Origin of the sequence: Pseudoalteromonas sp. MQS005 (assembly GCF_001661605.1) — a bacterium.
GTDB lineage: Bacteria > Pseudomonadota > Gammaproteobacteria > Enterobacterales > Alteromonadaceae > Pseudoalteromonas > Pseudoalteromonas tetraodonis.
In genome coordinates this window covers 31,907-57,844 of sequence record NZ_LYRQ01000015.1, presented here as the reverse complement: position 1 = coordinate 57,844, position 25,938 = coordinate 31,907, and the positions used below count along the sequence as shown (strand labels likewise).

At 40.0% G+C, this 25,938-nt stretch carries 25 protein-coding genes; 14 read left to right on the top strand and 11 right to left on the bottom strand.

What is annotated here, in order from left to right:
* Positions 1–311: 311 nt before the first annotated feature.
* The 3 genes from acs (at position 312) to A9479_RS07450 (ending at position 4,757) form a co-directional block, all read left to right on the top strand.
* Entirely contained in the window at positions 312–2,252 is a 1,941-nt protein-coding gene (gene acs, locus A9479_RS07460) for an acetate--CoA ligase (protein WP_028833941.1), read from the top strand.
* A gap of 92 nt (positions 2,253–2,344) precedes the next feature.
* Positions 2,345–2,995, top strand: a complete 651-nt coding sequence (locus A9479_RS07455) for a response regulator transcription factor (RefSeq protein WP_013465659.1) — start codon at positions 2,345–2,347, stop codon at positions 2,993–2,995.
* A 154-nt stretch (positions 2,996–3,149) separates the two neighbouring features.
* Positions 3,150–4,757, top strand: coding sequence for an AbgT family transporter (locus tag A9479_RS07450; protein ID WP_064663065.1), 1,608 nt, complete (start codon positions 3,150–3,152; stop codon positions 4,755–4,757).
* A gap of 73 nt (positions 4,758–4,830) precedes the next feature.
* Here A9479_RS07450 and purU read toward each other — a convergent pair whose 3' ends face one another.
* Positions 4,831–5,661, bottom strand: coding sequence for a formyltetrahydrofolate deformylase (gene purU, locus A9479_RS07445; protein ID WP_013465657.1), 831 nt, complete (start codon positions 5,659–5,661; stop codon positions 4,831–4,833).
* 401 nt (positions 5,662–6,062) lie between these two features.
* Between purU and A9479_RS07440 the strand changes: the two genes are divergently transcribed.
* On the top strand, positions 6,063–7,730 hold the full coding sequence (locus tag A9479_RS07440) for a methyl-accepting chemotaxis protein (protein ID WP_024602336.1): 1,668 nt from the start codon (positions 6,063–6,065) through the stop codon (positions 7,728–7,730).
* Between the two features lie 299 nt (positions 7,731–8,029).
* Complete coding sequence (locus tag A9479_RS07435; protein WP_016899669.1) at positions 8,030–9,382, top strand: magnesium transporter; 1,353 nt, start codon at positions 8,030–8,032, stop codon at positions 9,380–9,382.
* Positions 9,383–9,472: 90 nt separating this feature from the next.
* On the opposite strand, the gene A9479_RS07430 is transcribed toward A9479_RS07435, so the two are convergent.
* The 7 genes from A9479_RS07430 to A9479_RS07400 form a co-directional block, all read right to left on the bottom strand.
* Entirely contained in the window at positions 9,473–10,468 is a 996-nt protein-coding gene (locus tag A9479_RS07430) for a GGDEF domain-containing protein (RefSeq protein WP_064663064.1), read from the bottom strand.
* Positions 10,469–10,649: 181 nt separating this feature from the next.
* Positions 10,650–11,027 carry a DP-EP family protein gene (locus A9479_RS07425; RefSeq protein WP_016899671.1) on the bottom strand — a complete coding sequence of 126 codons (378 nt, stop codon included), beginning with the start codon at positions 11,025–11,027 and terminating at the stop codon, positions 10,650–10,652.
* Positions 11,028–11,050: 23 nt separating this feature from the next.
* Positions 11,051–14,305, bottom strand: coding sequence for a winged helix-turn-helix domain-containing protein (locus A9479_RS07420; RefSeq protein WP_064663063.1), 3,255 nt, complete (start codon positions 14,303–14,305; stop codon positions 11,051–11,053).
* Positions 14,306–14,381: 76 nt separating this feature from the next.
* Entirely contained in the window at positions 14,382–15,215 is an 834-nt protein-coding gene (locus tag A9479_RS07415) for a mechanosensitive ion channel family protein (protein WP_064663062.1), read from the bottom strand.
* Positions 15,216–15,252: 37 nt separating this feature from the next.
* Entirely contained in the window at positions 15,253–15,984 is a 732-nt protein-coding gene (locus A9479_RS07410; protein ID WP_028833949.1) for an LrgB family protein, read from the bottom strand.
* Positions 15,977–16,330, bottom strand: coding sequence for a CidA/LrgA family protein (locus A9479_RS07405; protein ID WP_013465649.1), 354 nt, complete (start codon positions 16,328–16,330; stop codon positions 15,977–15,979). Before A9479_RS07405 ends, A9479_RS07410 begins: the two co-directional genes overlap by 8 nt.
* Positions 16,331–16,413: 83 nt before the next feature.
* Positions 16,414–17,205 (bottom strand): crotonase/enoyl-CoA hydratase family protein, encoded by a 792-nt coding sequence (locus tag A9479_RS07400; RefSeq protein ID WP_028833950.1) that lies wholly within the window; start codon positions 17,203–17,205, stop codon positions 16,414–16,416.
* A 290-nt stretch (positions 17,206–17,495) separates the two neighbouring features.
* On the opposite strand from A9479_RS07400, the gene A9479_RS07395 reads away from it, so the two are divergent.
* Genes A9479_RS07395 through A9479_RS07385 form a run of 3 tightly spaced genes read left to right on the top strand, consistent with a single transcriptional unit; the run spans position 17,496 to position 19,188 of the window.
* Positions 17,496–17,816, top strand: a complete 321-nt coding sequence (locus A9479_RS07395; RefSeq protein ID WP_013465646.1) for an HI1450 family dsDNA-mimic protein — start codon at positions 17,496–17,498, stop codon at positions 17,814–17,816.
* A 46-nt stretch (positions 17,817–17,862) separates the two neighbouring features.
* Complete coding sequence (locus A9479_RS07390; protein WP_064663076.1) at positions 17,863–18,675, top strand: DUF481 domain-containing protein; 813 nt, start codon at positions 17,863–17,865, stop codon at positions 18,673–18,675.
* Positions 18,676–18,702: 27 nt separating this feature from the next.
* Positions 18,703–19,188 carry a hypothetical protein gene (locus A9479_RS07385; RefSeq protein WP_013465644.1) on the top strand — a complete coding sequence of 162 codons (486 nt, stop codon included), beginning with the start codon at positions 18,703–18,705 and terminating at the stop codon, positions 19,186–19,188.
* A gap of 41 nt (positions 19,189–19,229) precedes the next feature.
* Here A9479_RS07385 and A9479_RS07380 read toward each other — a convergent pair whose 3' ends face one another.
* A complete protein-coding gene (locus A9479_RS07380; protein WP_013465643.1) occupies positions 19,230–19,715 on the bottom strand; it encodes a peptidylprolyl isomerase in 486 nt (161 codons plus the stop codon).
* An 11-nt stretch (positions 19,716–19,726) separates the two neighbouring features.
* Positions 19,727–20,638, bottom strand: a complete 912-nt coding sequence (locus A9479_RS07375; RefSeq protein WP_013465642.1) for a folate-binding protein YgfZ — start codon at positions 20,636–20,638, stop codon at positions 19,727–19,729.
* A gap of 151 nt (positions 20,639–20,789) precedes the next feature.
* Between A9479_RS07375 and A9479_RS07370 the strand changes: the two genes are divergently transcribed.
* The gene (locus tag A9479_RS07370) at positions 20,790–21,041 is read left to right on the top strand and encodes a succinate dehydrogenase assembly factor 2 (RefSeq protein ID WP_013465640.1); all 252 of its coding nucleotides are present in this window, start codon (positions 20,790–20,792) and stop codon (positions 21,039–21,041) included.
* Between the two features lie 55 nt (positions 21,042–21,096).
* Positions 21,097–21,453, top strand: a complete 357-nt coding sequence (locus A9479_RS07365) for a hypothetical protein (protein ID WP_064663061.1) — start codon at positions 21,097–21,099, stop codon at positions 21,451–21,453.
* Here the strand turns inward: A9479_RS07365 and nadB are convergent.
* Positions 21,428–23,038 (bottom strand): L-aspartate oxidase, encoded by a 1,611-nt coding sequence (gene nadB, locus A9479_RS07360; RefSeq protein WP_013465638.1) that lies wholly within the window; start codon positions 23,036–23,038, stop codon positions 21,428–21,430. The two genes, A9479_RS07365 and nadB, sit on opposite strands and share 26 nt — an antisense overlap.
* 245 nt (positions 23,039–23,283) lie before the next feature.
* Here nadB and rpoE point away from each other — a divergent pair, with 245 nt between their 5' ends.
* From rpoE to A9479_RS07340, 4 genes are read left to right on the top strand one after another with little or no spacing between them, the layout of a single operon-like run.
* Positions 23,284–23,865, top strand: a complete 582-nt coding sequence (gene rpoE, locus A9479_RS07355; protein WP_010387792.1) for an RNA polymerase sigma factor RpoE — start codon at positions 23,284–23,286, stop codon at positions 23,863–23,865.
* Between the two features lies 1 nt (position 23,866).
* Complete coding sequence (locus tag A9479_RS07350; RefSeq protein WP_064663060.1) at positions 23,867–24,481, top strand: sigma-E factor negative regulatory protein; 615 nt, start codon at positions 23,867–23,869, stop codon at positions 24,479–24,481.
* Between the two features lie 4 nt (positions 24,482–24,485).
* Positions 24,486–25,439, top strand: coding sequence for a MucB/RseB C-terminal domain-containing protein (locus A9479_RS07345; RefSeq protein WP_064663059.1), 954 nt, complete (start codon positions 24,486–24,488; stop codon positions 25,437–25,439).
* 12 nt (positions 25,440–25,451) lie between these two features.
* The gene (locus A9479_RS07340) at positions 25,452–25,901 is read left to right on the top strand and encodes a SoxR reducing system RseC family protein (protein ID WP_013465635.1); all 450 of its coding nucleotides are present in this window, start codon (positions 25,452–25,454) and stop codon (positions 25,899–25,901) included.
* The last annotated feature ends 37 nt before the right edge of the window (positions 25,902–25,938 follow it).

Here is a 25,938-nt window from a genome sequence, read left to right as displayed (position 1 = left end):
TAATTTGTAAGTAAATAAGGATTGTTAATAAACAGTCAATACTTTTAAATATTTAAGCTACTGTTGTATATGTACACAATTTACTCAATCAACTATTAGTCTATTAGACTAAGGTTTAATAAATATGAGTTGTTCATATTCTTTGCTTTAATAATGTGTATTTTTATGCATATCAAGTGTAACTAAGGGGATTATAGATAAGATAATAGCTGTTTGAACCTAGATACAACTAATGTCTAATATTTAATAGTGCACCGCTGAGTAATCCTTGATGAAAAGCCTAAGGCAAGTAATATAAATTGGAGACTAATATGTCACAAAGTATCTACCCAGTTCCTGCGCATATTAAAAACGCAGCGCTCGTCGATAATGAAAAATATAATACGATGTATAAACAGTCTGTAGAAGACCCTGAAGGGTTTTGGGCTGAGCACGGTAAGCGTCTTGACTGGTTTACTCCTTATTCAAAAGTAAAAAACACTTCATTTGATAAAGGCCATATTAATATCAAATGGTATGAAGATGGCTACCTTAATGCATCTTACAACTGTATCGACCGCCACTTAAAAACAAAAGCAGATAAAGTAGCGCTTATTTGGGAAGGCGATGATCCTTCGCAAAGTGAAAATATTACCTATCAACAACTACATGATGAAGTCGCTAAATTTGCCAATGGCTTAAAAAAATTGGGTGTAAAAAAAGGTGACCGTGTTGCCATTTATATGCCAATGAGCCCACAAGCTATTTATGCAATGCAAGCTTGTGCCCGTATAGGTGCGATTCATTCTGTTATATTCGGTGGCTTTTCACCATCGGCTATTGCAGATCGCATTAATGATTCAGGCGCTAAGGTGGTGATCACATCAGATGAAGGTCGACGCGCCGGTAACTGTGTACCGCTTAAAGCCAATGTTGATGAAGCGGTGTTACAAGATTCGGTAACTACCGTTGAGCATGTAGTTGTTCATAAACTGACCTCTGGCGATGTTGATTGGCATAGCCATGATATTTGGTGGCATGACTTAGTTGCTGATGAAGCACCCGAGTGTGAGCCTGAGCGCATGAACGCTGAAGACCCATTGTTTATTTTATATACCTCAGGTTCTACGGGGCAGCCTAAAGGTGTGGTACATACCACTGGTGGTTATTTAGTGTATTCATCAATGACTCATGAATATGTTTTTGACTTACAAGAAGATGATATTTTTTGGTGTAGTGCCGATGTGGGCTGGATCACAGGTCACAGTTATATTGCTTATGGCCCGCTTGTTAATGGGTGTACGCAAGTCGTATTCGAAGGTGTGCCAACTTACCCAACAGCAGGGCGTATGGGTGAAGTTGTTGATAAACATAACGTTACTATTTTATACACCGCACCTACTGCTATTCGAGCGCTTATGGCCAAAGGTGATGAGCCAATTGCCAGTTCAAACCGAGATAGCCTGCGTATTTTAGGTTCAGTAGGTGAGCCAATTAACCCCGAAGCGTGGACGTGGTACTACGAAAAAATTGGTAAATCTAACTGCCCAATCGTTGATACCTGGTGGCAAACTGAAACTGGCGGCATTATGATTGCGCCACTTCCAGGTGCAACTGATATGAAACCAGGCTCTGCAACTCGTCCATTTTTTGGTATTGCACCGGCGTTATTTGATGCTGAGGGTAATACATTAGAGGGCGCTGTTGAAGGAAACCTAGTTATTTTAGATAGCTGGCCTTCGCAAGCACGAACTGTGTATGGCGATCACGAGCGCTTTGAGCAAACTTATTTTAGTGCTTACCCGGGTGTTTACTTCACCGGTGACGGTTGTCGTCGTGATGAAGACGGAGATTACTGGATCACAGGGCGTGTGGATGATGTGCTTAATGTATCTGGGCACCGTTTAGGTACTGCTGAAATTGAAAGTGCTTTAGTTGCTCATGAAGCTGTGGCTGAAGCTGCAGTTGTCGGTTACCCGCACGATATTAAAGGCCAAGGCATATATGTTTACATTACACCTAACGAGGGTGTAACGGTGAGTGATGAGCTAACAAAAGAGATCCGTAATTGGGTACGTAAAGAGCTGAGCCCTATTGCATCACCCGATATGATCCAATGGTCGCCAGGGTTACCAAAAACTCGCTCAGGCAAAATTATGCGTCGTATTTTACGTAAAATTGCTGCAAATGAGTATCAACAGCTTGGTGATACGTCGACACTCGCCGATCCGTCAGTCGTTGATGAGCTAGTAGAAAATCGATTAAATCGTTAATTTCGCGTTAAAAGCTTGATTAGAAGTTGATTCTAAACGTAGTATATCGGCTGTTGTCTATCGGATAGCAGCCGAATTTTTGGGAGTGAACAATGAGTCAGTTTTTAATAGCGGACGATCATCCGTTATTTCGCGAAGCATTAAAGGGCGCTTTGAGCGCAAAATTTGCAGGTTTAGAGGTTTTTGAGTCGGCCGATTTTGATAGCACATTGAAAGTGTTAAGCGAACAAGAAGATCTTGATATATTACTACTAGATTTACACATGCCAGGTAACGGTGACTTATACGGATTAATCCGTATTCGTGAAGATTATCCGAGCTTACCGATTGCGGTGGTTTCGGGTAGTGAAGATGTAAATATTGTTTCTAAGGTAATGGGTTATGGCGCTATGGGGTTTATTCCCAAATCATCTTCATCGGATGATATTGCTAATGCAATAAACCAAATACTTGAAGGCGACACTTGGCTGCCAACTGAACTAAAAAGTAAGGTAGCTGAAATAGAAGGCGAAGATAGGGAAATTGCCGCACAAGTTGCATCACTTACTCCGCAGCAATACCGTGTATTGCAATATTTGCACGAAGGCTTACTTAATAAACAAATAGCTTACGAACTGCATATTTCAGAAGCCACCGTCAAAGCACACATAACTGCCATATTTAGAAAACTCGGTGTTTATAACCGAACTCAAGCTGTTTTAATTGCCGCAAAATTACAACTAGAACCCATAGAGCAAGTTTAAACAGGTTAAATTAGAGGCGAGAGCCTCTTTTTTGCAACTCAAGCACGCGAAACCATTCAGTTACTATGACATAACAAGTCATTCATCTTTATTACATGACCTGCTGGGTAAATAATGCTAGGTTACGGGCATTTTGTAATTAAGAGAGCATGGTATGTCAGACTCAATAGACTCACCAAACACATCCCAAGATGAAAATCAGGTCGCAAAGAACGGCTGGTTTAATCGATTTTTAGCCACTGTAGAATTTTTAGGGAACATGCTTCCCCACCCAATTACGTTATTTGCATTGTTTTGTATTGCCATTATTTTATTTAGTGGTGCTGCCGATTGGTTTGGACTCAGTGCTATCGATCCACGGCCTGAGGGCTCTGTTGGGCGCGATCCAGATGGTGTTATTGAAGTAGTAAGCTTACTCAGTGCAGAAGGCTTACAACGTATTGTAACTGGGCTGGTGACCAACTTTACTAGCTTTGCGCCATTAGGGACTGTATTAGTTGCGCTATTAGGTGTGAGTGTAGCAGAGCATTCAGGGCTATTGTCTGCCGCTATGCGTGGCATGGTAATGGGGGCATCAAAACGCTTAGTGACCTTTATGGTGGTGTTTGCCGCTATATTATCCAATACAGCTTCTGAGCTTGGCTATGTGGTATTGATTCCGCTAGCGGCAATGATATTTCATAGCTTAGGTCGTCATCCGCTTGCCGGTCTTGCTGCGGCATTTGCTGGGGTATCTGGTGGTTACAGTGCTAATTTATTATTGGGTACTATTGATCCGTTACTAGCCGGTATTACCACGCCAGCTGCACAAATGATTGACCCAACTTACCAAGTAGGCGCAGAAGCAAACTGGTATTTCATGATGATATCGGTATTTTTAATTGCCATATTAGGCACGCTAGTTACTGAGAAAATTGTAGAGCCGCGATTAGGCAAATATAACCCAGACGAAGCCAGTGAAGATTTAGCTCAAAACAACATTGCCGGTTTAACTGATAAAGAAAAGTCGGGCTTAAAATGGGCTGGATTCTCATTACTTGTTGTTTCATTACTACTCGCGTGGACGGTTGTACCCGCAGACGGTATTTTACGTAACCCAGAAACAGGCCTAGTTGCTCACTCGCCGTTTTTAAAAGGGATTGTGGTTTTTATTTTTGTCACCTTTGGTATTCCAGGTTTTGTGTATGGCCGCGTTGTTGGCACCATGAAAAATGATAAAGACGTGATTAACGCCATGAGCAAAAGTATGAGCTCTATGGGAATGTACATTGTATTAGTATTTTTTGCTGCGCAGTTTGTGGCATTTTTTAAGTGGACTAACTTAGGTACTATTTTAGCCATTAATGGCGCTGCATTATTACAGGCACTTAGCCTAACGGGGCCGGAAGTATTTGTGTTGTTTATTTTAATGTGTGCTTTAGTGAACTTAACGCTAGGCTCATCGTCAGCGCAGTGGGCAGTAACAGCCCCTATTTTTGTTCCTATGCTGATGCTTATAGGTTATGCCCCCGAGACAATTCAAGCAGCTTATCGTATTGGTGATTCGGTAACTAACTTAATTACCCCCATGATGAGTTACTTTGGCTTGATCCTCGCGGTTGCCACTAAATACAAAAAAGACATGGGAATAGGTACTTTGGTAGCGACTATGTTGCCATATAGTATTATTTTCTTTGTTGGTTGGGTGGTGCTGTTTTACTTATGGGTATTTGTTTTAGGTATGCCAGTAGGCCCTGGGGCACCAACGTATTACACACCCTAACTAAGTAAGGTTTAATATTTACTTATAAAAAATGCCAGCTTATTAGCTGGCATTTTTATTTAAAAAGTAAAAATTATGAAAATACGACGGTTTTATTGCCATTAATAAATAGCTTATGTTCTGATGCTAGTTGCAATGCTTTACAAAACACTGTTTTTTCCACGTCTTTACCCATTTTAGCCATCATTTCAGCCGTATTAGCATGGGTTACACTCGATACGTCTTGTAAAATAATAGGGCCTTCATCTAGCTCATTATTTACAAAGTGAGCCGTGGCACCAATAATTTTTACACCGCGCTCAAACGCCTGATGATACGGTTTAGCACCAATAAAAGCCGGTAAAAATGAGTGATGAATATTGATGATTTTACCCTCAAATCGACCAACAAACTCAGGGCTTAAAATACGCATGTATTTAGCTAACCCAATAATGTCAGGGTTATAGCTGGCAATTAAGTCACCGACTTTTTCGTCGTGCTCACTGCGCGTAAGTCCTTCATGAGAAACCACATGAAAAGGAATATCAAATCCCTTAACCAAAGGCTCTAATGTAGGATAATTGGCAATCACGGCAAGTATCTCTATGTTTAGGGTTTGTTCAAATTGTTTTAACAACATGCCGCCTAAACAGTGGGCTTCTTTTGTGGCTAATAAAACAACTTTGGTTTTTTCTTCACCGTGTAGCGCCACTTTTGCACCTGCGGGTAATACTTCGCGCAGCTGTGCTAAAAACTCAGTGTGGGGTTCGCCAGTGAGTTCAGTGCGCATAAAAAAGCGCTGTGCATCTTTATCTACAAACTCGTTATTACGAATAATGTTTAAGTTATGTCGGTGACACAGTCCGGTAATTTTGGCGATTAAGCCAATATCATCGGCGCATTGGGTGGTTAGTATGTAACTCATTATCCTCATTCTTACCCAGTAGTTAGTTGCTTCATTATTTGCGTTTTAACTCAGAAAGCAAGACCTTTGTGTGATGCCCAATATTTAATTTCATTAAAGCTAAAATAGCGTTAGTCAGGTTAATTTAGCTTTAAGGAAGTTTAACAAGCTGTGTACTGGCTATTTGAAAGGCTAAATTGGTTTTGGTTCTTTATTACTGCTTATATACTATCGTCTAGTTATAAAGTGTTTTTTAGTGTGTTTTACTATTGCAAGAGTGTATTAAATTGCTAAACGATCTCGTTTGTGCTTAATTTGTATACAGGTATGCGTTGTATAGTAATGCAAACAATGAAATTTTTTAGCTAACGGGCTACAAAATAAAAAGAGCTTGATGGCTTGTAATGTTAATTGGAGAAATAATGGGTAATTTAAGCTTAAAAAACAAATTGCTACTGTTGGCTGTTTTACCATTAATTGTATTGCTAATCAGTTTTATGGCGGGCTCATATTATTTAGAGAAGCAAAATCAGCAGCAATACTTTAATGAATTCAAAACCAAACTAATAGCAGATAAACAAACGCTGCTAAAAACAGAAATTGAAATTGGTTCTCAAATAGTGCAATACCAATTAGCACAAGGTAATGAACAAGACGCAAAAAATGCGCTAAGGGATTTAAAATTTGGCGAAGATGGCTATTATTTTATTTACGATACCGATGGCGTGAGTGTTTTTCATGCATTGTTAGGCGATGCAATTGAAGGGCAAAATAAAATAGACATGACCGACCCAAACGGTAAAAAAATAGTGGTTGGTTTACTAGAGCAAGCTCGTAAAGGGGGGGGGTCTTTTACCTATCACTTTCAAAAACCCAACACGACGGGTTTGATTGAAAAAATAGGGTATGCAGCCATGATCCCAGGTACTAACTGGATGATTGGTACGGGTACTTATATGGATGACATTGAGGCTGAACTAGTTAAATACCAAGCAACCATGGCTGAGCATTTAACTGAAAAAATGACCACCTTATTTTTAATATCACTTCTGCTACTTGGTTTAGCAGCCGTGGGTGCCTTATATGCAGCGAGTAATATGGTTAAACCAATACATCGAATGGTACAAAGTTTAGATGACATAGCCAAAGGTGAAGGTGATTTAACCAGAAGATTAGTGATTGACACCCATGATGAAATTGGTCAACTAGGTGAATCGTTTAATCTGTTTGTTAGTAAGCTGCATAGTATTATTTCCGGTGTGGTCGATGTGACGAGCGATGTTAAAACGGCCTCATCAGATATCAATACGCAAACCTTATTAATTGAAGATAAATTATTGAAACATAACCATGAAACTGAACTAGTAGTCACCGCTATTACTGAAATGTCAGCAACCTCGCATGAAGTTGCACAAAATACCACACAAGTTGCGGTATCAACGCAGGCAGCAACAAAAGAAGTGGCCAATGCGCAAGATTGTGTGGATGTTTCACTCAGTGAAGTTTCAAATTTAATGGGTGAAATTAACCAAGCCGCTGAGCAAGTAAACTCGTTAAGTGAACAGTCTAAAAAGATTAATAGCGTGTTGAGTGTCATTGGGGGTATTGCTGAGCAAACGAACTTATTGGCATTAAACGCCGCTATTGAGGCTGCACGAGCGGGTGAGCAAGGTCGTGGTTTTGCCGTTGTAGCTGATGAAGTAAGAAGCTTAGCAAGCCGCACTCAAGATAGCACATTAGAAATTAATGAAATGCTTAGCGAATTACATAACTTAGTCACTGCGGCTGTAGGAGCCATGCAAGCGAGTCAACAAAGCTGTAACCGCTCTGTAGAGTCTTCACGCGCTATATCTGAAAGTCTAGGTGCGGTTACTACATCGGTAACAACAATTAACGATATGAGTACACAAATTGCCACCGCAGCTACTGAGCAAAGTAGCGTTACAGAAGAGATAAACCGTAACGTGTATGCAATTCAAGAAATTGTGAATGAATTAACGCAATCGAGTAAAACGACCTCTTCGGTAAGTCAGCACTTAGCGGGACGAGGTCAAAACTTAGGTGATTTAGTCGGTCAGTTTAAAATATAAATAACACTTAGCTATTAATTGCTTTTGGAAGCCGTGACTTATTTAGTTACGGCTTTTTTTTGCTTTATTTTTAGCTAAAGCGCGATAGTTTATTGCCTGCTACAACCATAAATATTTAACAGCACAGCGATTTTTTAATATTTTTATTAGCGACTAATGTACACTATAAGGGTCTGTTGACCTTTTTGGATTGAAACGTGTTCAACCTCGAAAGATAAACAGACCCTAGCTAATCTCATTAATAAGTACTTACTTATTACAGTAAATTTATAGTGAAACGACTATTTTAGGGTTTTTAAATGATAGAGTATCCGGTTGATCAGTTACCACAACTCATAAACGACTTATTGCAGTGTGATACCACTGAGCGCAAAAATAAATTACTTATAGATGCTCAGCAAACTTTATCAACTGAGCACTTATCTTTATTGTTTGAGGCGATCCCTAAAGAGCAGCGTCTTGAAATTTGGCATTTATTAGATGAAGACACGCAGCACGAAATTTTTGTTAATTTAAGTGAAGATAGCTGTTTATGGTTACTACAAACACTAGACGACAGTGCCGGATTTAAATTATTAGACGAAGTAAATGTTGAAGAGCTACTTGAGTTAGAAGAAGTTATTCCACAACGTTTTATTGATTACGCTAAAAAACAACTCGATGAAGCACAAACTAAGCAATACGAACTGGCTCAGCAATATACGCCAGAGCAATTAGGTCACTGGATTGGGTTTGATTTTTTAAAGGTGTCAGACAAACTCACTGCGGGTGGCGCTAAAAAGCTGCTACACAAAGGCTTACCGCAATACAGCGAAGTTATTTATTTGGTGAGCCGTAAAGGTAGCTTAATCGGTGAAGTTGCGGTTAATGATCTGATAAAAGCGCATGATAACGAGAGTTTAATGACGTTAGCTAATCATGACTTTACCTCATTGCACGCAGACCATGATTTATATGAAGCCGCTGAAGTGGTTATTCATAGCGAGAAAATGGCCATGCCCGTGGTTAATGCCGATAACAAATTAATAGGGCGTTTAACCATTGCATCAGCTTATGAATTACGTCAAGAAATAGCCGACGAAGCGGCAGCAAAGGCCGGTGGTTTACGAGAAGACGAAGACTTATTTGCCAGTGTTCGTAAAAGTGCTAAAAACCGTGGTATTTGGTTAGGTATAAACTTAGCAACAGCATTTTTAGCCTCGTGGTTTATCGGTTTGTTTGGCGCAACCATAGAGCAAGTGGTTGCACTTGCGGTATTAATGCCTGTAGTGGCGTCAATGGGCGGTATTGCCGGTAGCCAAACCTTAACGGTTATTGTACGAGGACTGGCTCTGGGTCAGGTTACCGACTCAAACCGAAACGCATTACTTAAAAAAGAGTTGCGAGTAGGGGCGGTAAATGGCTTGGTGTGGGCATTAGTGATTGGTTTGCTAACCTTTGTATGGTTTAACGATATTATGCTCAGTATAACCATTACTGTGGCAATATTACTTAACTTAGTGGCAGCATCGTTGGCGGGCGTAGTGATCCCCTCTATTTTAGATAAAATGAAAATTGACCCTGCGTTGTCGGGTTCAGTGATTTTAACCACAGTCACTGATATTGTCGGCTTTGTGACCTTTTTAGGGTTAGGTAGTTTGTTGTTACTTTAATTTAATTGGCCGTTATTTAACTAAACGCCACCTCCATGAAGTGGCGTTTAATATAGATATAGCGTCATGAAAAGGCCTTTAATTTAAACTTTAAACAATTGTACTTATTTTATTTCTACCTTCTGTTTTTGCTCGGTATAAAGCCGTGTCTGCGGCATATAACAGCGCCTCGTAGGTGCGGTACTGGTTATTATTTTCACTGGCAATTCCTTGGCTTACACTAACTTTAACTTCTGGTGGTAGGCCTATATCTGTAAATGTCATCGTATTAATTTGTTGTTGTACATGCTTGGCAACAATCGTTGCACTTTTTATATCGCAACGCGGTAAAATAATAGCAAACTCCTCACCGCCATATCTCGCAGCCAAACACTCTCTTGACGGAATACAATGCAAAAGCATTTTTGCAATTTTTTGTAAGCATTTATCACCTTTAATATGCCCATAGGTGTCGTTGAATTTTTTAAAGTGGTCAACATCAATCAATATGCTGGTTAGAGGTTGTTGGCTTTGAATACTTTCTTGCCAGTATTTTTTTAGTGACTCATCTAAAGCTAAACGATTAGCGAGCCCAGTTAAGTGATCGGTTGAGGCCTGTATTTTTAAACGGTTATACATTGCTTTATGCGTACTGAGATCATGAAGTATGCAAACGTATAATTTTTGCGCCGATGCAATACTTTTTGGCATGCTTGATATTGATAAGTCTGCTTCAATAACATCACCATTCGCTTTATTTATTTTTATTTCATTTGGACCAAAGCTAAGGGTAGTATCTTTAATGTCTACCCAATTTAATAAGGTCTGTTTATATTTATCAAGATCGGCACCGTGTAAAAACGACAGTAAATTTTCGCCTATTAGAGATTGCTGAGAGTAACCTAATAGCTGCGCTGCTTTTGGATTTGCAAACTCAAAACCACCGTGCTCATTAAGTACAAAAATGCCTTCAGCGGTGCCGTTAAATAATTCAATTAAAGCGCCAAATTGGGTATGAGAAAAAGGACTCGATAAAGCGCAATCGAAGGGGAGTGCTTTATCGTTTTTAACCGCAGGAGTCTCTTTTTTATTAATTTGTTTAGACACGTTTTAGCCTTAGCATGATACAGACGTTTTTGATGTCTACAAATTTACATAAAAAAGTGCAATTAAACCTTTCGGTAATCTTCTGCTTTTAAGTTTTTGATTAATAGTATTTTTTATTATGCACAGGCGTTAAAGGCCTGTGCAATTTGGAAAACAAAAATTAAATATTAAGCGTTGTTGATTAATTTTTGTCTTTATTTTCAATTTGTGGGTCGGCGCTTTCATAGGCTTTACCATTGCACTCAACATTAAATATTAAACACACAGTGCCATTATTTTCATCTGTGTCTGTGATGGTGATTGATTGGCCATCATCATTGATTTCTGATTTAAAATCACCAGCACAGTCGCCTTCTTTATCAGTGATAGTGGCTCCGGTGAATAAAAAACCTTTAGCAAGTGTTGCTTCATTTAAGCTATAAATACCTGCGGTTTCAGTTCTGACAACGCCACCGCCAGAGACTTCTTTGTTATCTTTAAAGTATGTAAAATTGGCGTTGTCGTTACTGTCTAATTCAATATTTACAGTAAAGTTAATTTGTTCTTGAGAGCTATCCATATTATTTCCTTTTGTATTCGTGGTTATAGTTTAAAGTGAGTAATGCCTAATTTAACTAGACTTGCTTTTATTTTGGGGATTTCGTTTGCTCTATTTAAGCAGGTGTATGCCTGTAACAGCGGGTGCGTTACGTGAACGCTTTGGTTTATTTTTACTGTTTCAGCAATGGCTTTAAGCGCATTTAAGCAAAATTGCTCTCGCTGTACGGTATTTTCAGCTAATTTAGCTTTAAGTAAATTTATATTCGTAAAGTCTACATTATCACCACTCTTTGCTTTATTAGCTATGTACTGTTGGTAGCTTGTATCATTTTCAAGGGCTGTTAAAAACTCATATGCTTTAAGTGGTGACTGTCTATCAATAAAGTACTGTATAAGGATCAATTGAGTATTAATTGCAAAGTTATTTTTAAAGTCCTGCACTTTCAAAAAGTTAATAATATCCTTAACTCGGTTATCAATGTTTTTATTAGGTGAAAGCATTAGCTGGTGGGCTAAAAAACGATAATAAGAATGTTGAATGTCTTTACTTTTTGGATCTTGCAATCGTGCGGTATTAACTGTTTTTGTGGCTTGCTGTGCTTTTTTGTAGGCTGGTTGTTTATTTGGCAGGTAGCTCAAAAGGTAGCTTTGTTGAATATAAGTATAAGCTAAACTGCTTGATAAACTGGCATCATCTGGATATTCAATTAATAAACTTTTTAACTCATTAGATGCATTTTCATACATGGTTAATGCGGCATTAAAGTTACCAAGCCTTTCTTCAGTTTTTGCAAGCCAACTAATGGTGTCTGCTTTATCGCGCAATAAATTTTTGTTATTGGGTTTAAGCTCAAGGGCTTCATTTTTAAGGGCGAGCGACTCTGTAAAGCGTTGTTTCGCGCCAGTGTAGTTAAATTGCTTTAAATACAAAGACCCCAATGAATTATGTGAATACGACAACTCCATAATGGAGTTAAAGTCATTGGGTGCTAATGAATACATTGTTTTGCTATAAGTATGGTACTTTTTAAATAATGGCTCAGTGGCAGCGTAATCACTTTTATCATAATGAAGCTGACCGAGCCAAAAGGCATTGGCACCGGCAAGCGTTAATAGCTCTAAATTATCTGGTTGTATTTTTAATAGTTCTTCAAGGCGAATGCGGGCGTTTTCAAAGGCAGTGAAGGCCTCAATGGTTTTACCGCGAGAATAGGCCACTTCGCCCATGGCTTCGAGGGTTTGTGCGTACTGAAAGCGACTTTTAAACTCGGCTTGTTGACTGCTAAAGTTAAATAGTGAACTTGGCTCCTCGACTTGATTGGTAAAATACTCAAGTGCTTTATTACTAATGCCATCAAGTAAGTCCATACGCTTAACGCTGCGCAGTTTATCGGCAAAGTCACCGACCATAAAGCCAAGTAGGCTTTCGGCCTCTTGGCGCTTTTGCTGTGCAAGTTGCTGCGCTTGAAAACTAGTGAAGCTCATGAATAGGGCAACACAGGTAAGTAAGCAAAGCAGTGCAATCGTGCCGCGTTTTATTATTGTTTTTGTTTTACTATTTTTGAGAGAGTTATTTATAAGGGCGCGTTCGTCATTGTCTAGTTTGAATATATTGTCGTTTAATAACGTGAGCGCTTCTTGCAATGGTTTACCCGGTGCTAATAGGTAAGCGCTACTTTTATGTTCATTAAGCCACTGTTGCGTGTGGTGGTGCAAACGGCTTTTAATAGCAAGGGCATCTTTATGATCGTTTATCCACTGTTTAGCACGTGGCCATTGGCGTAATAATGCCTCGTGGGCAAGGCTAAAGCAGGCTTCTTGGTTTTGTAAGTGCGATACAAATAAGCGGCTGTCGACCATGGCTTGTACAAGCTCTTTTTGGCTGGTGTTGGTTAATGCTTGTAAGCGGGCCGCACGGCTAGTAATGGTTTTACCATCTGGGTTTAGCGTCACTAACTGCGATAATACGCTTTTTAGTTGTTGTTGTTGTTTTGCGCTCAGCCCAATAAAAACATCTTCTGCCTTTTTACCAATGGCGCCTTCAATACCGCCGAGTTTTTCATACACGCTGTGCAATAACTCATTATTTTCACTGCGCTGTAAATACAGCTCTTGCAGTGTGTATTGCAACATGGGCAGGGCATCAGGATTGTTGGCGGTATCTGCACACAGTATTTCATCCAGCGGAGTTTTGGTTTGCGGGTCGTGTGAGAACGTTAAATTAGCGGTTAATGCCGGCAAGCGAATAATTTGTTGTAGTTCCTGGCGGTTGGGAGGGGTTAAATCATAATGGGCGCCATTCGCTTTTGCGGCCATAAGGCTGGGTTGCTCTACCACTAAAGGGTAAAAGTCGTTACGACACGCACTAAATACGATCACCGCTTTAGAGGTGGCTAAACGTTCAATAATCGATAAAAAATGACTTCGGGTGTTGGGACTAAATAGTGGCGATGAAAGCAGCACCTCTAAGCGGTCTATAAACAAAAAAAACTGCGGTGTGTTTAGTTTTGTATTTGCCTTACTGATTGCAGTTTGTAACGTGTTTATCACTTCGTCAATTGTGTGCTCTAATTGCTGCGCCAGTGTTTGCGAGCTTAATCCTTCAAATACGGGTTGTTGGTCTATATCCCAATCAAGCATGGCTGAGGCTAAATCTAAATAGAGCCTAGTTTGATGCACATCTGCAAAGTCGAGCTGAGTGTATGAAACAACGCCAATACCATCATAACCGCGCTCATCAAGTAGCTTTGGTAAAATACCCGCATTGACTAACGACGATTTACCCGTACCACTTGGGCCAAGTATTAAGCAAAAAGCACGGCCAGATTTTACTTGGTTTGATACGTTTTCGAGTAAGGTGGTGATGGCTTGGTTACGACCAAAAAATAAATGAGTATCGGTTGGGTTATACGCACTTAAGCCTAAAAAAGGAGAACCGCCTTGCCACGTGTTTACAGGGCTTGATGTATCTTCTGCAAATGGAAACTCAAGTTTTGCAATAATACGGTAGCCGCGTTTACGAATGGTTTCTATGTATAGCGGGGAGCTTGCCTTATCACCCAATGCTTTTCGCAGTTGTGTGATGGTTTTATGCAGTGGGTTATCGCCTACTTCAATGTTTTGCCAGCACTGATTGAGTAAATCGTCACTGGTGACCATATCGCCTTTTTGTAAGCACAGATATAATAATACATCCATTGCTTTAGGTTCTAATTGCGTTACTTTTTCAGCACATTGTATACAATTGCTGGCAGGCGTTACCTGCCAGTCGCCTAAATAAAAAGGTGATTGATGCATAAGGACTCGTTATTATTTTATTTGTAAGCACGCTTAATTAATTTAATATGATTTAAAATCATATTAAGGTTTTTATTTATTTTAGGTCGCTTTTATTAAGCGTAACAATGCGTTGTGGAAACGGAATTTCAATATTGGCATCGTTAATCGCTTTATACACACCGCCGTTTATAGCGAGTTTAGTTTCAATAATTTTAGTGGTGGGCACCCAATAACGATAACTAATAGTGACTCCGCTATTGGCAAAACGTTCTATGCCAATTTGTGCATTAGGGTGTTTAGCTACGAGTTCGTGATTGACTAATACGTTTTCAATAAGGCTTATCGCAGTATCACTACAGGCACTGTAGGCTATGTCTATTTCACCTTTTACCAGTGAATAATTAAATGAGTTATGCAGAATTTCGCCAACAATATGTTTGTTAGGAATGGTTATTTCTACTTTTTCTTCATTAATTAATATGGTGTGCCCCAGCTCAATTACTTTTACTTGGCCACTAACGCCTTTTACTTCTATGGTATCGCCAACCACAAATGGCCGCGTAGCAATAATGGCAAGCCCCGCGCCATAATTAGAAAGCATACCTTGTAACGCTAAGCCTGCGCCTAATGAGGCGGCACCTATTGCAGCTACAAATGGGGTCACACTAATGCCAATTTTACCAAGCGCAATAATGATCACCATAATGATCAGCAGTACTTTTACAACATTACTGACAAAATTAGTCAGGGTGATATCAATGTTGTGGCGGGTCATTAAGTTTGCGACAACTTCGGCGAGCTTTTTAGCGACCCACAGGCCAACGAGTAGAATAAAAATAGCGCCCACTATTTGCATACTGTAGGTAACTAAATACTCGGTAAGTAGGGCGTAGTACTTTTCAAATTGCTGAATTTCGGAACTGATCATGCTGGGCTCTATTTTTAGCGATACTGTTATCCGCTTACTATAACAAAGTGTTAACTAAAATAGGATATAATAGTGGTACTATCACTGCGGTTAATAATGCACTGAGTGCCATAGCCACTGATGAAAATGCGCCTATTTTTGGGTGTTCGGCAATAGCTGCCGCCGTACCAATTGCATGGCACGCGGTACCGATTGCAATTCCTTGTGCCTCAAAGTTATAAATCTTAACTAATTTGAGCAATATAAAGCCAAACAAAGCCCCCAATAAACCAATAAAAATAACCATGGCAGCGGCAAGTGAGCTAATTCCTCCTAATGAGTCAGTAACCAGCAGTGTGATAGGGGTTGTTACACTGAGTGCCGCAACAGAGGCGCTCAATTGTGAGGGCACAGCAAATAAAATACTTAATACAAAAGCCACTAGTGTGGCGTTAACAATACCTATACTGCAAGTAGCGACAATTAATAGTAAGTTTTTACGTACGTGCATAAATTGCTGATAAAGCGGCAAGGCTAAAGCAACAATGGCCGGCTCTAATAGCCAACTTAGTAACTGACTATGTGAGGCAAATTGTGAATAGGGTAATTTAAGGTTGACTAACAGTAGGGCAATAATGCCAATGCTTAAAAAAACAGGGTTGGTTAATGACTTTAAAATAGTCTGATTTATTTTAAGATTAACCGCTCTTAGTGCAATAAAGAGAATAATAATAAATGGCACGGTTAACCACCATAGGCTGGGGGTTATGCTGGTGGTTAAGTTAGTCATTATTAGCTCTGCCTTTAAAATAGCCCACTAGGCTTGCCACTAAAATTAAACTACTGAGTGGGACTAATAAGATGACCGCAGTTAAGAAAGGCCAATGTGATTTAATTAGCCCTAAATGTTCTATAAAACCGACGCCTGCAGGAATAAAGAAAATAGGCATTACATTCAAAATAGGTGATGCGCAGGGGGCGAGTTGATGTTCTTTAACTATGCCTAATAACAGTAACGTTAGCAGCAAAACCATGGCGAGTAGAGGAGCAGGGAAACTCGCATCAAGAAGATGCATAATGAATTTGCTTGTTGCCAAGCACAGTAAAATAATAGCGCTACTTAGTAGGTATTTCATTAATTTGGCTCACTAGAATAGAAGAGCCTAACTTTAACAAATAACGCTGTTTTATGCATTGTGCCTTAGTATTACCATCAATGTTACCAGCGCTTGGCGTTTGTAAACTCAATATCAGCTTTCCCTTTAGCTTTAGCAATGGCTTTTTTAGTATTAGGGTTGATCAGTAAGCGAATTTGGCTCCATGTTTCTTTAGCGAGTATTTTTCGAGCAGGGGCTTTATAGCTTTGTTGAGTTACACGCTTTATTGCGGCTAATGTGTCAGGTGAGCGCGCTAGCAGTGTATCAAGCATCTCTTTAGTTGCTTTATCTGTATCGTCGGTTGTTTTGGTTACTAAACCTAGTTCAAAAGCATGTTGTGCGTTTATTGGATTTGCGTGACTTGCTAACCAAAGCGCTTGGTCGCGTTTTACTAAGCCTGAAAGCATAACATTAGCGCCCATATCTGGGCATAACCCCCAGCGCGCTTCCATAATGGCGAGTTTGGCATCGTGGTGAACAATCCGGTAATCGGCACCCAGTGCTATTTGCAATCCACCCCCAAGGCAATTTCCGTTTATTTTTGCAATAACAGGCACACTCAATGATTGCCAACCAAGTACTACTTTTTGCGCTAAATTTTGATTACCAGGAAGCCATTTAAATAGGAGTTTTATAATATTTATTGGCGAGGCCATAACCGCGTTAATATCAAGCCCTGCACAAAAGTGTTCGCCTTCACCGGTTAATACAACCGCACGAATATTGGCATCTTTTTTAATATTTTTAATCACCTTGTTAAGCTCAATAAACATAGTAAAGCTTAAGGCATTTTGTTTTTCTACTCGATTTAATGTGACGGTGGCAATGCCCTGTTTTTTTTCTAGTTTTATCATCTTGCACTCCTCTGACCTGTTACTTGAGCTTATGTTTTTATTTGTGCTAAGTAAAGTGGGTGAAGATGAATAAAAAACAAAGTGAATTTTTTAATGCAATTGCGGTCTGTTATCTTTCAAGGCAAATTTAATCTTTAAAAGTCAACAGACCCTAATGCTAACCAATCCATTAATATCTATAAGTATTAGGTAAAAGCAAAAAAGTCAGTATTTAACGTGTTTTTTTTATCAAAACACTAATAACTTTTGATATTATGGCGCCAACTTAAAAGCTCAGAGGTTAACCACTCATGTCAGGTCCACGTTTATTTACGGTAGAAGAAGCAACCCATCAAGCTTATGATATTTTTTTGGAGCTGGCTCCCAACAACCTGAGTGATAAAGATGTTGAAGAATTTAACCTGCATCGTGAAGAACTTGGCTTTATTGAAGAAGATGAGCCCGATGAACAGTGGCAAGATTTTGTTGCACTAGAAATAGAGCCTGAGCATTTTATTCAAGTATTAGTAGGCCTTGAGTTTGATAACGAAGACGTCTTATTTGCGAAAATTTTAATTAGCCGTGATAAAGACGCGCCTTTTTGCCATATTTTATGGAAAGAAAGTGAATAACTTTTTCGGCCCCTTTTCATTATTACCATTTGCAAGAGAATGTATTTTGCGAAAGTACGTTGTATTACTGCTTTTATTATTTAGCTCCTACAGCTGGGCAGTGGATCCCTTTGAAGATTTTCATCAATATGGGGAGCTCTCTGATGAAGAAATTCATGAGCTACACAAAGGCGAAGTACTTTATGGTGATACCGAGTTTGGTTTTATTTTAAGTAGAGGTAATACCAACTCAACCAGTTTTAAACTCAAAGGTAATCTTTACCAAGATTTTGAAAACTGGCGTAATCAATTCAAAATAGATTCCTTATACAAACGTGACGAAAATGAAGAAACGGGCCAGTCTGATGTTACGGCTAATCGCGTGTTTGTTTCTGCGCAGGGTAACTATAAAGTTGGTGTTAAAAATTCGTCTTTCTTTATTTATGGCGATTATGAAGAGGATGAATTTAGCGGTCTTGATTTTAAAAGTACGGTGGCAACCGGCTATGGTGCACGTATTTATCAAGGGGTTAAAAACAAAGTAGATATAGATATTGGCCCTGGTTTATATCGCTCCGTTGCTGATGATGAGTCAACAATAAGCGAAGACGATAAAGACAAAATGGGTTACTTGTTACGTATTGCCATGCAATGGGAGCGATTAGTATCTAAGCGCACCCGATTTAATCAAGACATTAGTATAGAGCAGTCTTTATCTGGGCTTAACTCACGGTTAAAGTCAGAAACCGCCTTAATTAGCCAAGTGGTTGGGGCTGTATCGCTCAAGTTTGCTTATATGTACCGTTATAACTCTAAGCCTGAAGAAGATAAGCTTAAATATGATTCAGAGCTCAGCGCAACGTTAGTATACAGTTTTTAATTTTTTAACTTTTTAATTGAGAGTGTTATGTATCAGCATAAGCAGTATGCGGTATTTATATTTGTAGTATTGGCATGGATAGGTGGTTTTGTTGCACTTGCATGGAATTTAATGGGTGCCGATGTGCCGTTAATGGTATTTGCAGGTATTTTATTGCTGGTGGGTTTTTTATTTCATGGTTTAACCATTAAAGTTGATGAAGCCCATATTAGCTGGGCATTTGGTCCAGGCGTTGCGGGTCAAAAATTAGCACTAGAGGACATAGTTGACGTAAAAGCAGTACAAAACTCATACCGTCACGGTATTGGTATTCGCATTACACATGATGGTTGGATTTATTCAGTATCAGGCTTTAGTGCCGTGCAATTAACGCTTAAAGATGGCAGCCAATACCGCTTAGGGACTAATGACCAAGCAGGATTAGTTGCTGCGCTTGAAGATAAAATAACCCCTGGCGAAGCACCTGCAGCAGAGCCTCAAGTTAAATTACGTACGCATAATAATATGCTATAAAAAAAGCGCCTGAGGCGCTTTTTTTATTACTGGGTTAGGGTTTAGTGATCGTGACCACAACCGCCTTCACCATGTACATGGCCATGCTCAAGCTCTTCAGCCGTTGCATCGCGTACTTCTAAAATCTCTACATCAAAATTGAGCGTAATACCAGCGAGTGGGTTGTTACCATCAACAATCACTTCTTCGTCTTGAATATCGATGATCATGACTGACTGGTCGCCGTCATCGGTGGTTGCACGAAATTGCATGCCCACTTCAATGTCCATGCCTTCAAACATTGATTTTGGCACTGCTTGCATGAGGTGATCATGACGCTCACCGTAACCTTCTTCAGGTTCAACTTTTACACTTAGTGTATCGCCAGCTTGTTTGCCTTGCAGCGCGTTTTCAAGTCCTGAGATCAGGTAACCCGTACCAACGATAAAAATTAATGGCTCACCGCCAAATGAGTTATCAATGGTATTGCCGTCATTATCTAGTACAGAGTAATGCATTTTTACCACTTTATTTGCTGCAACGATCATAGTCATTCCTATTATTCATCTTCAAGAGAGTAAGGTAGAGGCAGAATGTTTAGCTCTACCGAAGGGGTATGTTTTGCACGAAGAACCTGAGCGGTGTCAGTATCGTTTGGCAACACAACTAAGCCAGTTAAAGTGTGTGTTTTTTCATTAAAGCTTTGCGCAATAAGTTTGCCCGCGCGGCGCCAGTTTTCACCTAACTGGGTTTCGATATCGGGTGCATCGAGCAATCCTTCACTTTGCCCTGTAACGATATACATGGCACGTTTATTTTTACCTAAGTATTTCATACGTGCGACGGTTTCTTGGCCGGTGTAGCAACCCTTTTTAAAACTGATGCCATTGATGGCTTGAAGGTTAACCATTTGCGGCACATATTCATCAATTGCATCAACGCTTAACTGAGGCTCACCAGCTAGTAGTGAGGCCTGTTGCCACATAGCGTCGTTGTCGAGGGTAGATACTTCATCAGGTAAGCAAAATTGGCTATCAACCATAAGTAAAACGCGGTTTGGCGCAAGTTTAAGGGCTTTGCCGTTAGCAAAGTCGCATGCTGTGGCATCGTCACTAAAGTGAATATCAAGTTGCGTAAGCAAATCAGTTAGGCCATCACCTAATAAACCAATTAATCGCTCTGGGGCTTTATTAATTTCAACTTTTGCAAATACAGCGTATTTTTTTAACTCAGCCAGTGAGCGTTCTACTTCAGCACTTGATCCGGTTAAATAATAGTTTTGCTGGTAAGAAAATAGCTTAAATACACCCCACAGCTTACCTTTTGCGCTACAGTGACCTGTCCACAAAAAGTTGTTGTTGTTGATTTTATTGAGATCTTGAGTGATTTGTCCGTGTAGGTAAGATAATTTATCTGTGCCTGAGAGGCTAATAACCTGATGTGATAAAGGACATGCATAAACCAGAGACATAAACACCTTCTTTGCAATAACAAATGAAATCACATAATAACGTAGTTAAAGCCGATGGTACAGCCACCAACAAGCGTTGTTTTTTATAATTTAGTGCTGTTAAATTAACGCGCATTTGTTAAACTCGAATTAATTAAATATGAGGTTTAAAATGGTTGAAATACATAGTAAAGCACGTATCCGTTGGGCTTGCCGCCGTGGCATGTTAGAACTAGATGTTTTGTTTATGCCGTTTGTTGAAGAAGCTTATGACTCGTTAGATGCTAAACAGCAGGCGACTTTTCAGCGCTTATTAACACAAGAAGACCCAGATTTATTTGCTTGGTTTATGGGCCATGAAAAATGTAAAGACGTTGAGCTAAACAGTATGGTTGAGCTAATTTTAGACCGAGTTCGTGTATAGGTTTACCGTCACAAATAATCAGACAGACCACAAACAGATTGTGGTCTTTTTTTGTGTGCTAACTTTAATATTATGCTTATTTACCACTTCTATTTTGGCAACTCTTTTTTGCATTGCGCTTAATATCGTTGCTGGCATTATCGTTTGGCGAAAAATCGTGGCTACTCAGCCAGAGCAGGGCGTTATATTATTAGAGCCAAATCAATTTCGTTTTGAGAATGAAAAGCTTCTAATTCAAGGGGTTATTGGTAAGCAAAGCCGATTACTTGGTCGCAGTGTGTGGTTGTATATTAATGGCTTTAGTGAAAACTATTGGCTGATTATCTCAGCCAATAGTGTTGATGAGCAAAGCTACGCGCGTTTAAAACGCGCAACACTTGCGGCAATTAATTGCGCTTTGGAGTCAAAATAGTCGGCGTTGGATTTTCGTTTTGCTCTGGGTAGTCAATGGTAAAGTGCAGTCCGCGACTTTCTTTACGTTCCATAGCACTTCTAATTATAAGCTCGGCTACTTGAACTAAGTTACGTAACTCAAGTAAGTTATTACTCACTCTAAAGTTCGCGTAGTAATCGTGGATTTCTTGCTGTAATAGTTCAACACGATGAAGCGCGCGTTCAAGTCGTTTGGTTGAGCGCACAATCCCAACATAGTCCCACATAAATAATCGCAGCTCATGCCAGTTATGGGTGATCACGATTTCTTCATCTGAGTTAGATACGCGGCTTTCATCCCAACTAGGTAACTCAACCAGTGCAGGAGCGGTCTCTATTTTACTCAAAATGTCTTTTGCTGCTGCATGGGCAAATACAATGCACTCTAATAATGAGTTACTTGCCATACGGTTAGCACCGTGCAGCCCAGTGTAAGCCACTTCACCCACAGCGTATAAATTAGCTAAGTCGGTTTTGCCATTAAAGTCGGTCATAACGCCGCCACAGGTATAATGCGCAGCAGGGACAACAGGAATTGCCTCCTTGGTGATATCAAGCCCTACGCTTAAACATTTGGCGTAAATCGTTGGGAAGTGTTCAATAATAAAATCTTTGTCTTTGTGGCTAATATCTAAATATAAGCAATTTGCACCAAGGCGCTTCATTTCAAAATCGATAGCGCGCGCGACTATGTCGCGCGGGGCGAGTTCTTCTCGCTCATCAAACTCTTTCATGAATCGCGTGCCATCTGGGCGTTTTAAATAGGCTCCCTCACCACGCATTGCTTCGGTAATTAAAAAGTTTTGCAACTCAGGGTGATAAAGACTGGTTGGATGAAATTGATTAAATTCCATATTAGCAACGCGACACCCTGCACGCCATGCCATGGCAATACCATCACCGCTAGAAACATCAGGGTTAGAGGTATAAAGGTATACTTTACTTGCGCCACCCGTTGCTAGGGCAACAAATTTTGCGCCAATTGTTTCTACTTTTTTGGCTTTTTTATTCCACACATACATGCCATGAACATGTGAACCCGTTTTGCCGATACTTTTATCGGTAATTAAATCAATCGCGTTGTAATGCTCTAACAAGGTGATATTGCTATGCGCTTGAACTTGGCTAATCAAGGTTGTTTGCACAGCTTTGCCTGTGGCATCGGCTGCATGCAAAATGCGTCGGTGGCTATGCCCACCTTCACGAGTTAAATGAAAGCGCTCTTTACCTTTGCTATCAAACTCCATATCAAAAGGCACGCCTTGGTCAATCAGCCATTGCAGGCAGTCATGAGCATTGCTGGCAGTGTAATGAACCGCCTCTCTGTCGCATAAACCGCCACCGGCGTCTAAGGTATCTTCAACGTGAGACTCTATACTGTCATTTTTTTTATCAAAAACAGCGGCAATTCCGCCTTGGGCATAAAGAGTAGAACCTTCGGTTAATTCACCTTTACTAATTACGGTAACGTTACAGTAATTAGCCAAAGATAAAGCAAGTGATAAGCCTGCTGCGCCGCTACCAATAATAGCGACATCGGTAATGTGATGTTTATTTTGGTTCATCTGTGAGGTACTTTGCGGTTACAATGCTCAGATAGAGCAATATTTATTTTTAATACTTATAGTTGTACCATATTTGTAGCACTACCACGAAGTGGTTTTAGCGTATAAATACGTAATTTTTTAGCTATTTTATAAAAAAACAATATGAAGCAGAACTTTTTATTCATCTAAGGGTCAGAGTAGGTGTGAACAATGGCGACACTATGAATAATAAGCAAGAATCAATCAGAGGAGTACCGGCTCGAATGAGCGAGCAGGAATTAGATTTAGCGTTAGTGAAAAGGGTTCAGCAGGGAGATAAAAACGCCTTTAACCTATTAGTTAAGAAGTATCAGAACAAGATTGCCGGTTTGATCTCACGTTATGTATCAAATCAGGGTGACATTGCTGATGTAGCACAAGAGGCGTTTATTAAAGCGTATCGTGCCCTTCCTAATTTTCGTGGTGACAGTGCTTTTTATACTTGGCTTTACCGTATCGCCGTTAATTGTGCTAAAAATTACTTAGTGGCTCAAGGGCGTAAACCGCCAGCAAATGATATAGACGCTGACGATGCCGAGTTTTATGAGGGTGCTGATTCAATGCGTTCAAACGCATCACCTGAAAATTTACTATTAAGCGAAGAAGTACGCGCTGTTATTTTTAATACGATTGATAGTTTGCCTGAAGATCTTAAAACCGCGATTACCCTTAGAGAAATTGAGGGGATGAGCTATGAAGAAATAGCCGTGGTGATGGATTGCCCAGTCGGGACGGTGCGTTCGCGTATTTTTCGTGCCCGTGAAGCAATTGATAACAAATTAAACCCATTAATAGGCGAGTCTTAGTATGACAAAAGCACACGTTAACCGCTTAGATAACGAATCGTTATCAGCATTACTTGACGGTGAGCAAGCATTAAATGATGCCGAGATTGCATCTGCTGATGTAGCTACATTTGGCCGTTACGCGTTAATCGGTGATGCAATGCGAGCTAAAGAAAACAACAAAAATATGGATTTTGATATTAGCGATCGCATTTCGTTAGCACTTGATAGTGAGCCGGTTTATGCAGACTTTAGCCAGTCTGAAAGTGTGGCAAAGTCGGTAAATACTGAAGCCGATAATAAAATCGTGGCGTTTAATTGGCGCAAGCCGGTTGCGCAGTTAGCAATTGCAGCTAGTGTGGCAATGTTTACTATTGTTGGCGTGAACACCTTGCCGCAAGGTGAAGATGCTGTGCAAAACGAAATTCCTTTATTACAAACCACGCCGTTAACCGGCATGGCATCGCCAGTGAGTTATTCATCAGCACCGGCGCTAGAGAACGCAGAGCAAGGCTTACGAGAGCTTCAACAGCAACGTATTGGCGCTCTAGTACTTGAACACCAGCGTCAAGCACGTGTGGCTCATTCGTTGAAAACTGCGAAAACAGATGAAACGTCGCAAGAGGAAAAAAACTAATTAGATGAAAGTAATAACTTTTGTTATGTCGTTGGTGTTAAGTTTTAATGCTTTTGCCAATGACACAAACCCCGCTAAAGATTTACTGCTTGAAATGGCCAGTGCAGTTCATACACGTAATTTTGATGCCTCTTTTGTTGTTGTTAAAGGCAAAAGTATGGAGCCCTACCGTTGGGTGCATGCTAAACAGGGGGACGTTGAGCTTGAGCATTTGAGTTTACTCAACGGTGCTGGCCTTGAAATGATCCGCATTGACAACCAAGTTACCTATTTTGAGCCACAATCAGAGCCGTATTCATTAACAACCGACTCAATTGCCGGCCCTATTCCTGAAGTGCTTTTTAAAGATATTAACCGCTTAAGTGCGCATTATGATTTTGTGCTTGGTGGTAAAGGCCGTATTGCTGGGCGTCCCGCGCAATTAGTTCGAATTGAATCTAAAAACGAAGACAAATATAACTATTGGATATGGATTGATACTGAGTCGTCGTTATTATTAAAAGCGGCGTATGTTAATCATCAAGGTGAAGCGCTTGAGCAATTACAGCTCACTCATATTAGCGTGACTGAGCAACCGGCAAACTTATTATTAGAAGTGCTTAATCGTAACTTTCCAACCCCATTACCTGCCAATTCAATTGACGAAAAAACTAAAGCGAATGCCATGAATTGGACTATTGGCTGGTTACCTGAGGGGTTTGAATTACTTAAGTCAGACAGGCATAAGCTCGACTTAAATAATGAATTAACAGATTATTATTTATTTTCTGATGGGTTTGTTGAAGTATCTGTGTTTGTACAACGACCACTACCGGGTAAGCGTTTAAGCGGTGCCCTCACCTCAGGGGCAACTACGATTTATGTACACAACGGCGGAAATTTTGATGTCTCTGTGGTGGGAAACATTCCAACCATGAGCGCCAAAGCCATTGCTGAGTCTGTATCGCGGGCATTATAAAGTAACTAAACTATGATTGAACAAACGTTAACCGTCGTGGCCCTAAGTGGCCACGTTGCGCATTTAGAAGCCCAACAAAAACAGGCCTGTGAAGGCTGTAATGGACGCTGTGGCTCACAAGTGTTTAGTAAGTTATTTGGTACCGCCAAAAAAACATTACCTTATAAATTTGAAACACAGTTAGAAATAGGCCAAAAAGTAACTTTGTCATTGGATGATAGCCATGTTGTAAAGCATGCCTTTGCAGTTTACATGCTGCCTTTGTTTTTGAGTTTAATATTCGCTTTAATAGCCAGTGAATTGATATTGTTAGCCGAAGGCTGGCAAATTTTAGCCGCGATATTGGGTGGGATCACCGGCTTTTTAATTGCTAAAACATGGGTGAAATCATTAAGACATGAGATAAAAGTGATAAAAATTCATCCAATTAGCCTCCCTTTAACTCAAATAGATGGTGATTGACGCCAATTAAATGTAAAATTGCGTTTTTATGCCACAG